Genomic DNA, 1,739 nt, shown 5'->3' with positions numbered 1-1,739 from the left:
TGCGGGCCCGCCGCGCCGCGGCGCGCGGCCGGATGCGGCTGGGAACGATGCCGGCGCCGCGCGGCGGACCGGCATCGCGTGGCGCCGGCCTTACGGGCCGTACGGATTGCTCTTGAACGACTGCAGCACGGTCAGCAGGCTGGTCAGGTTGTCCGCCACGCCGGTCTGGGCGACCTTCTCGGTCGCGCCGGCCGCGGCGGTGGTGTCGAGGCTGTAGATCTGCATCACGCCCTGGTTGGCGGCCGCCTGCGCCAGCGAGGTCTGCTGCTGCTGCGAAGCGATGGCGTTTTCGAACAGCAGGCCGGTGGAGTGGGCCGCCGACTGGTACATCGAACCCATCGCGAACGCGGGGCCTTCGGCGATGACCTTGACGTTGGACTGGGTGACGGCGTCGGTGATCTGATTGTTGACTGCGGTGGGGTATGCCATGGATCGGTCCTCAATGACGGATTAAGTCGGCTCCGCGGCGCCGGCCCGAGATGCCGGCCGGCGCCGCACCGCCCGATCGCGCGGATCGGGCGACGCGCGTTACTTGAACGCGCGCAGCACGGTCAGCAGGCTGGTCAGGTTGTCCGACACGCCGGTCTGGGCGACCTTCTCGGTGGCGCCGGCGGCGGCGGTGGTGTCGAGGCTGTAGATCTGCATCACGCCCTGGTTGGCCGCCGCCTGCGACAGCGAGTTCTGCTGCTGCTGCGCCGCCACGGCGTTTTCGAACAGGATGCCGGTGGAGTGCGCCATCGACTGGTAGATCGAACCCATCGCGAAGGCAGGCGCCTCGCCGATGACCTTGACGTTGGACTGGGTGACGGCATCGGTGATTTGATCGTTGACGGCGGTCGGGAATGCCATATCGAGCTCCTTGGAATTTTGAAGTACGGCCGCTGCCGTACATCGCTGATTAACGAGTCGTCAGTTGCTTTGTGAAGCGGCCGGACCGTTCGCCTGCGCGGCGCTGTTGGGGTTGTTGTCGCGGTCGGGGCGAACGGCGCAGTCGCCGTCGCGGCCGGCTGCGCGCGACTCGTCGGGGTGCGCGGAACCGGTGGTTTGGGGAGGCAGCAAGCCGTTGGACTGGGCGGCGCCGATCACGTCCTGCAACTGGCGCGCGAGCGGGCCGATCTGGCGTTGGAAACACGCATCGACTTCGTGCCGGACCAGTTCGGCCAGGCGCACGGCGATCTGTTCCATCGGCGTGGGCGGGATCGCGGCGGCGCCGGGCGCGGGCTTGGCCGGCATCAGATCCTGCAGCGATTGGGCGCGCTCGACCGCGCCGAGCACCGCGGTTTCGGCCGCGCGTTCGGCTTTGGCGTTGCCGTCGACGGCGGCCTGGGCGCGATTGAGGCTCTGCCGGATCACCGCTTCGATCTGCTGGCGTCCGCTCTCCAGCACGCCGGCGGCGCCGCCGGGCGACGGCGGCGGCGAGGCCGGCGCTGGCGGCAGCGATTGCGCGCCGACCATCGCCACGTAAGCGCTGAGCACCTGCTGCTCTTCCACCTGCAGGGCGCGACCGAGTTGGATGCGGGCGAAGCTGCGCACGGCCTCGTCGAGCTCGGACAGCGCCGAGCTCGGCGCGGGATCCGCTGCGGGTTCGGGTGCGGGTTCGGGTGCGGGCGCGGCCGATGGCGACGGTTGTTCGGCCGCAGGTGCCGCTGCGATGGCCGGCGGCGGCGCGTGCTCGGCTGCGGGCGCGGCCGCGACGCTTGCCGGCGGTGATTGCTCGGCTGCGGGCGCCGCTGCGGCGG

General features: G+C 70.8%; 4 protein-coding genes. 1 reads left to right on the top strand and 3 read right to left on the bottom strand.

Translation table 11 applies throughout. From position 1 onward, the window contains the following. Positions 1 to 90: 90 nt before the first annotated feature. The 3 genes from A7A76_RS04900 to A7A76_RS04890 form a co-directional block, all read right to left on the bottom strand. A complete protein-coding gene (locus tag A7A76_RS04900) occupies positions 91 to 429 on the bottom strand; it encodes a RebB family R body protein (RefSeq protein WP_206410142.1) in 339 nt (112 codons plus the stop codon). 99 nt (positions 430 to 528) lie between these two features. Further along, positions 529 to 849 (bottom strand): RebB family R body protein, encoded by a 321-nt coding sequence (locus tag A7A76_RS04895; RefSeq protein WP_074861650.1) that lies wholly within the window; start codon positions 847 to 849, stop codon positions 529 to 531. A gap of 60 nt (positions 850 to 909) precedes the next feature. Further along, the gene (locus tag A7A76_RS04890; protein WP_206410141.1) at positions 910 to 1,533 is read right to left on the bottom strand and encodes a hypothetical protein; all 624 of its coding nucleotides are present in this window, start codon (positions 1,531 to 1,533) and stop codon (positions 910 to 912) included. On the opposite strand from A7A76_RS04890, the gene A7A76_RS04885 reads away from it, so the two are divergent. After that, positions 1,514 to 1,739, top strand: a 226-nt coding sequence (locus A7A76_RS04885; RefSeq protein WP_206410140.1) for a hypothetical protein, incomplete at its 3' end; no start/stop codon positions are given. The genes A7A76_RS04890 and A7A76_RS04885 overlap by 20 nt on opposite strands.

It is taken from the genome of Lysobacter enzymogenes, from assembly GCF_017168095.1.
Lineage (GTDB): Bacteria > Pseudomonadota > Gammaproteobacteria > Xanthomonadales > Xanthomonadaceae > Lysobacter > Lysobacter enzymogenes_D.
The sequence above is the reverse complement of the archived record's forward strand: the minus strand, read 5'-3'. Positions and strand labels throughout refer to the sequence as shown.